Below are 6,941 nucleotides of genomic sequence, written 5' to 3'. Positions count from 1 at the left end.
TGAATCGCCCCGGGTTTCGTAGACACCTCTTTGCCTTAAACTGAGGCCAATTAGGAGGTGCCATGAGCAACCCGCGTTACCCCGAAGAATTCAAAATCCAAGCAGTCAATCAAGTGACCGAAAAGAAGCTGGCTGTCGCTGAGGTAGCGGCCCGTCTTGGTGTGTCGACGCATAGCCTCTATGCCTGGATAAAGCGCTACAGCAAACCTCAAGAAGAACGGCAGCAGGATGATGATCAGCACGCTGAACTGCGTCGTCTGCGAGCGGAACTCAAGCGCGTCACTGAAGAGCGAGACATATTAAAAAAGGCCGCCGCGTACTTTGCCAAGGAGTGCGGCTGAAGTACGCCTTTATCAAGCAGCGCGCTGGCGACTATTCGATTCGACGGCTTTGCCTGACGCTGAAAGTCCATCCCAGCGGTTATTACGCCTGGCTGTCTGAGCCGCAATCTGCACGCGCCAAAGACGACCAGAGACTGTTAGGTTTGATCAAGCACTCCTGGCTGGAGAGCGGCGGCGTTTATGGCTATCGCAAAATCCATGACGATCTGCGCGAGGTCGGTGAAGATTGTGGTCGACATCGTGTGGCGAGGCTGATGCGTCTTGAAGGTCTGCGTTCTCAGACAGGTTATAGACGCCGCCCTGGAAAGTACGGCGGTAAGCCAGCTGTCGCCTCACCCAATTTGCTGAAGCGCCAGTTCGATGTCGTGGAGCCCAACAAGGTTTGGGTTACCGACATCACCTACATTCGTACGTATGAAGGCTGGTTGTACTTGGCTGTGGTGCTAGATCTGTTTTCTCGCCAGGTTGTAGGCTGGTCAATGAAGTCGCAGATGACCAGCGATTTAGCCATTGATGCTTTATTGATGGCGGTTTGGAGGCGTAAACCGAAACAAGAGGTAATGATTCATAGCGACCAAGGCAGCCAGTACAGCAGCTCCGATTGGCGTAGCTTTTTGAAGGCAAACAATTTGGTTGCCAGCATGAGTCGCCGAGGCAACTGTCATGACAACGCTGTGGCCGAGAGCTTTTTCCAGCTTCTGAAACGGGAACGAATCAAGCGAAAAATCTACACCTCGCGGGAAGATGCTCGTAGTGACGTGTTCGATTACATCGAGATGTTCTACAACGTAAAACGCCGCCATGGTTTCAACAATCAGCTGTCACCGGTAGAGTTTGAAAAGCGTTACGCAATGAGCTTGCAAGGTGTCTAGAGAATCCGGGGCGATTCACCCTATGGTCATGAAGACACAGCCTGGTATCCAAAAACCAGGGGGGCCGGTGCCCAAGCTTACTGCGACTAGCGCTACTCCTACTGCTAGCATGATGCGTTCTCCATAACCGAAATATCCATTCACGACTGAGCTGAATTTATCATAGCCGTTTCGCATTAGCGGCGTATGCGTCCGGCCAACACACCTTCCTGACCCCGACACCAAGGGCGATGGTGTCCACCTGATTTAAGTGGACACCATTTCTAGCCTTTTAAGCGGGTCTTTCATGCAGCCACAACGCCGTTCCTACTCTAAATCCTTCAAGGCCCAGGTCATTCAAGAGTGCGCCCAGCCCGGGGCCTCGATTGCCAATGTCGCGCTAAGCCACAGCCTCAACGCGAATCTCGTCCATAAATGAATTCGAGTGCAAACGCCGAAAACCATGGCGCTGCAACCCGCTTTCATTCCGCTGCCCTTGCAACCTATCGGGGCAAGGTCGGAAGCCACGTCGTTGACTATCTGCCTCGAAATCCCACACCCGCGCGGCACCGTCAAAGTGAACTGACCGACCGAAAGCGCTGCTGCCTGCGCGACCTTTCTGCGAGACCTGTTGCGATGATCCGCATCGACTCCATCTGGCTCGCCACCGAGCCGATGGACATGCGCGCCGGCACCGACACCGCGCTGGCGCGGGTGGTGGCGGTGTTCGGTGCGGCGCAGCCGCACTGTGCTTATCTGTTTGCCAACCGCCGCGCCAATCGCATGAAAGTGCTAGTGCACGATGGGTTGGGTATCTGGCTGGCGGCGCGCCGCCTGCATCAAGGCAAGTTCTTCTGGCCGGTTCTCGACACGGTTCTCAGATGGAATTGGGTGCCGAACAACTGCATGCCCTGGTGCTAGGTTTGCCATGGCAAAGAGTCGGGCCTGGCAGCGCAATTTCCATCGTATAATGCCTGCCATGACCACCCAGGCCGTGCAATTGTCCGATGAGCCTATCGTCGGTTTTAGCCGGCTCTGGCAAAATCGGCGGCATGACTTCGCGGCCCAATCTCGACCAACTAACCCCTGAACAACTGCGCGCTCTGGCGGCGCAGTTGATGCAGCGCGTCGAGAGTCTCGATCAGAAAGTCGAGACCATGGGCCAGAAGATCCACCGCGACCAAACGGTTATCGAAAAGCTGACCCACGAGATTGCGCAGCTCAAGCGCTTCAAGTTCGCCAAGCGCAGCGAGCAACTGAGCCCGGATCAAGCCAGTCTGTTGGATGACCTGATCGATACCGACATTGCAGCCATCGAAGCCGAACTTGAAGCGCTGAAACTTGCTCCCGCTTCGACCGAGGTTCGGCAAAAACCTAAACGCACTGCCTTGCCGCCGCAGTTTCCGCGCACTCTGATCCATCACGAACCGGACAACAGCTATTGCCAGTGCGGCTGCGCTCTCAAGCGTATCGGCGAGGATGTCAGCGAGAAACTCGACTACACGCCGGGTGTGTTCACCGTTGAGCGGCACATTCGTGGCAAATGGGTTTGCGATCAGTGCGAAACCCTGATCCAGGCACCGGTTCCGGCTCATATCATCGACAAGGGCATCCCGACCGAAGGGCTGCTGGCCCATGTCGTGATCGCCAAGTTCGCTGACCACTTGCCGCTCTACCGCCAGGAATCGATTTTCGGTCGAGCCGGTTTGGCTATCGCCCGCTCGACTCTGGCGCAATGGGTCGGCAACTGTGGCGTGCAGTTGCAGCCGCTGGTCGATACCTTGCGCGACGCGGTGCTTGGGCATGACGTGATCCACGCCGATGAAACGCCGGTGCAGATGCTCACGCCGGGCGCGAAGAAAACCCATCGCGCCTATGTCTGGGCCTACGCCACCAGCCAGTTCTCGGACTTGGCAGCGGTCGTTTACGACTTCAGCCCCAGCCGCGCCGGAGAACACGCCCGCAACTTCCTGCAAGACTGGAAGGGCAAGCTGGTCTGCGATGATTTTGGCGGCTATAAAGCCAGATTTGAACTCGGTGTCACCGAGATCGGCTGCATGGCCCATGCACGGCGCAAGTTCTTCGAACTGCACGCCACCAACAAGAGCCAGCTTGCCGAGCAGGCCCTGCGCTACATCCAGTTACTGTACGAAATCGAGAGTGAAGTCCGCGACCTTGAGCCGGACTTACGCCACCGAATACGACAAGAAAAAGCCGTGCCGGTGATGGATGCCCTGCATGCCTGGATGATCGCCCAGCGCCAGATCGTGCACGACGGCTCGGCTATCACAGCCTCAAACGCTGGATGGCGCTGTCGCGCTATCTCGATGACGGCGCCGTACCCATTGACAATAATTGGGCAGAGAACCAGATCCGTCCTTGGGCGTTGGGGCGCAAGAACTTGCTCTTCGCAGGATCACTGTGCAGCGGCAAACGGGCAGCGGCGATCATGAGTTTGATCCAGTCTGCGCGACTCAACGGGCATGATCCGTATGCTTATTTGAAGGACGTCCTCACGCGCCTGCCGACGCAGCGGGCAAGTGAGATTGCGGAGCTGCTGCCGCATCAATGGGTGACCGAATAGTTAATGTCCTGAAGGGAAGGGGCGGCGGAGGCAGCAAAGCTTACGACTGCGGTCAGAGTTCCGAGAAAATGCGCAAAACGGCTCATCCATAAACTCCATAATTACAAAATGACATCGCGAATTCTGCCATGGTTGTTCTGAACTATCCCATTTTTGGTTCACACCGAGGCACACTCCGCTGCCGCCTCGGCTCGACTGTGAATAACGGGATTATCGTTAAAATGCCAGGTGCAAAAAACCAGCTCACCAGTAGTCCGGTTTGCCGGCTGGTTTCTTACTGGTTGGTACCAACGTTCAAGCCGGCCATTGCGGTTGCGACGAACAAATAAGGGCTGCTGCTGAAAATAAAGTTTGAAAACTGAGACGCACGGTCAAAGCCGTCGAAAAAGCCTCTATATGATCGGCCCCTAAAAAACCAACTTTCAGCGACTCTAGAACAACCGTTTGGCCACTGAACCCCTAGAGTTCGCAGCAACCAAATTTTCAGGGGAGACAGTATGAGCATGCACAATCGACCAGCAAACCGCACACCGGGACGCCGAGCCCTCTTGGCCATCGCCATCGCTTCGGCGATAACGGCAGGCCAATCCGGGATCGCCCAGGCAACTGTTCACGACGTTATAAACCCTTCTGGCACTACGCTCATCGGCGGCAGCATCGGCATCTTCAACCCGAACAGCGACAGTATCGGCACCCTGAGCAACAGCGGCACCATCATCGGCAGCAGCATTGGCATTCAAAACAATAGCAGCATCACCGAACTGGACAACAACCTGGGTGGCACCATCAGCGGCGGCAGCTTTGGCATCCTCAACAACTTCGGCAGCATCGGCACCCTGAGCAACAGCGGTACCCTCAGCGGCGCCAAAGTTGGCATTTACAATAATGGCAGCACCTCCATCGGCATGCTGGTTAACACCGGCGCCATTAGCGGCGTACGTAACGGCATTAGCAACCTCGGCAGCATCGGCACCCTGAACAACAGCGGCAGCATCAGCGGCGACCAAAACACTGGCATTTACAACACTGGCAGCGGCAGTATCGGCACCCTGAGCAACAACGGCACCATCAGCGGCGCCACAGTTGGCATTTACAACACTGGCAGCATCACCGAGCTGGACAATAATCTAAGCGGCACCATCAGCGGCGACAACTTTGGCATCCTCATCAACGGCGGCAGCATTGGCACCCTAAACAACAGCGGTACCATCAGCGGCATCACCGCAGGCATTGCAAACAACGCCAGCATCGGCACCTTAAACAACCGCGGCACCATCAGCGGCATCACCGCGGGCATTTCCAACGACGCCAGCATCGGCACCCTAAACAACAGCGGCACCATCACCAGCAGCGGCACCGAGGGCATTCACAACGGCGGCAGCATCGGCTCGCTGACCAACAGTGGCACCGTCACCGGCAACGCGGGCATTTACAACACCGGCAGCATCGACTCGCTGACCAACAGCGGCACCATCACCGGCCAATATGCTGCGATTTACAACGATAAGTTAGGCACTCTGGGCCCCATCACCAACTCTGGAGTCATTGCCGGCGCCATCATGAATGAGGCTTCACAGGACCTGAACATCAACGGTGGGACGGGTTCAACCTTCGGGTTACTGACCGGTTTTGGCGGCGGCACCGACATCGGCGACGTTGGGCTGATTACCAACACCGCGTCCAACGTGATATTTGGCTCAGGGAACCAGCTGCTAAACGACAATATCAATGTCGGCAGCTTCAAGGTGTCCAACCAGGGGACGCTGCTGGTCAATAACTCGATCACGATCACCGGCAACTACGATCAAGCCGCCAATGCCAAGCTGTTGATCGGCGTCAGCGACAGTGCCGTAGCCGCTGGCACAGCAAGCGACAGCGGTTACGGCCGCCTGGTAGTAACAGGCGACGCGAACATTGCTTCAGGCTCCTCTGTCGGCCTGGTCAGCACCCATACGTATGGTTTCGCTCAAGGCCAGCGTTATTTAGTGGTTCAGGCGGGTGGTGCCGGTACCAACTACAACGCCGACACCCTGCACTACTCCGTAGCCGGGTATGACGTTTCAGGTACCAGTGTGGTTGACGGCGCTAACAAGAATCTGGTGTTGACTGTGGGTGCAGTGCAGTCGGTGACACCGCCTGTCACTCCTCCGACATCAAATGGGCCGATAAATCGGGCCAATACCGCCGATGGCACTGCGTCCCTGGCGGGTCTGTTCAACTATCAAGGCTTCAACGCCGACCTGATGAACGTATTCAACGCCGCAGCTGCCAACGGTTCCACGGCTGCGGGCAACAAAGCCGGCGCGCAACTGAGCCCGACCGCTAACCTGGCCGCCGCCACTCAGGGCTCGGTCGCTTCCACGGTTCAGGTCTTGAATGTCACTTCGGCGCACCTTGAAGGGTTGCGTGGTGGGTCGACCGGGGTTTCCACCGGTGAAGGACCTCCGACTTCCGGCCTATGGACTCAGGCCTTTGGCGGTACCGCGCACATGGATGAACGCGACGATATCGCCGGTTACAGTGCACGCTACAACGGCCTGTTACTCGGCGCTGACGGCATGCTCAACGACAACTGGCGTCTCGGCGGTCTGTTCAGCTACACCAAGACCACCCTCAACAACAATGGCAACAACGACGGTAGCTCGGCGGACGTCAAGTCCTATGGCCTGTTCGGTTACGCCAGCTACAACGCCAATCCGTGGTACCTCGACCTGTCTGTGGGCGCTGTGCAGCACCAGTACGACACCCAGCGTCAGGTCGATTTCACCGGCGTCAACGGCACCGCCAAAGGCAGCCACAATGGCATGCAATACACTGCTTCGGCGCAAGCCGGTTATCCGATTGACCTCGGCGCCTCAATGGCCAACGTCATCCTCACCCCGATTGCCGGCCTGAGCTACAGCACCCTGCGTCAGGACAGCTACACCGAGAAAGGTGGGGCGGGCACCGCGCTGCACGTCAACGCCGACAACCTCAACTCGTTGAAAAGCGATCTGGGAGCCAAGCTGGCGCGTGCGTTTGCGACTTCATACGGCAGCCTGACACCGTCGGCACAACTGACCTGGCGTCATGAGTACCGTGACTCGGCGCTGCAATCGGTGGCTAACTTCAGTGCCGATACCACCGGTGCCACCAGTTTCAGCAGTACCGGACCTAAAGCAGTTG

4 protein-coding genes and 1 pseudogene are annotated in these 6,941 nt (G+C 57.1%); all 5 read left to right on the top strand.

What is annotated here, in order from left to right:
- The first annotated feature begins 62 nt into the window (after positions 1–62).
- A protein-coding gene (locus BFL40_RS26840; RefSeq protein WP_139213470.1) for an IS3 family transposase occupies positions 63–1,213 on the top strand; the annotation gives its coding sequence in 2 pieces (ribosomal slippage) (positions 63–300 and positions 300–1,213; 1,152 coding nt in all).
- 286 nt (positions 1,214–1,499) lie between these two features.
- The gene (locus BFL40_RS34475) at positions 1,500–1,631 is read left to right on the top strand and encodes a transposase (protein WP_074851408.1); all 132 of its coding nucleotides are present in this window, start codon (positions 1,500–1,502) and stop codon (positions 1,629–1,631) included.
- A 197-nt stretch (positions 1,632–1,828) separates the two neighbouring features.
- Positions 1,829–2,113, top strand: coding sequence for an IS66 family insertion sequence element accessory protein TnpB (gene tnpB, locus BFL40_RS33900; RefSeq protein ID WP_139213469.1), 285 nt, complete (start codon positions 1,829–1,831; stop codon positions 2,111–2,113).
- Positions 2,114–2,244: 131 nt separating this feature from the next.
- Positions 2,245–3,776, top strand: a pseudogene (gene tnpC / locus BFL40_RS26825) (IS66 family transposase).
- Positions 3,777–4,273: 497 nt separating this feature from the next.
- Positions 4,274–6,941 (top strand): autotransporter outer membrane beta-barrel domain-containing protein (locus BFL40_RS26820; RefSeq protein WP_143088335.1); only part of this gene is annotated, 2,668 nt, incomplete at its 3' end.

It is taken from the genome of Pseudomonas costantinii (assembly GCF_001870435.1).
Lineage (GTDB): Bacteria > Pseudomonadota > Gammaproteobacteria > Pseudomonadales > Pseudomonadaceae > Aquipseudomonas > Aquipseudomonas costantinii.
The sequence above is the reverse complement of the archived record's forward strand: the minus strand, read 5'-3'. Positions and strand labels throughout refer to the sequence as shown.

What these genes read in the sequence shown, in the direction of transcription:
- BFL40_RS34475 (WP_074851408.1), top strand. Translation starts at nt 1,500, where the DNA reads ATGCAGCCACAACGCCGTTCCTACTCTAAATCCTTCAAGGCCCAGGTC.
- tnpB (WP_139213469.1), top strand. Translation starts at nt 1,829, where the DNA reads ATGATCCGCATCGACTCCATCTGGCTCGCCACCGAGCCGATGGACATG.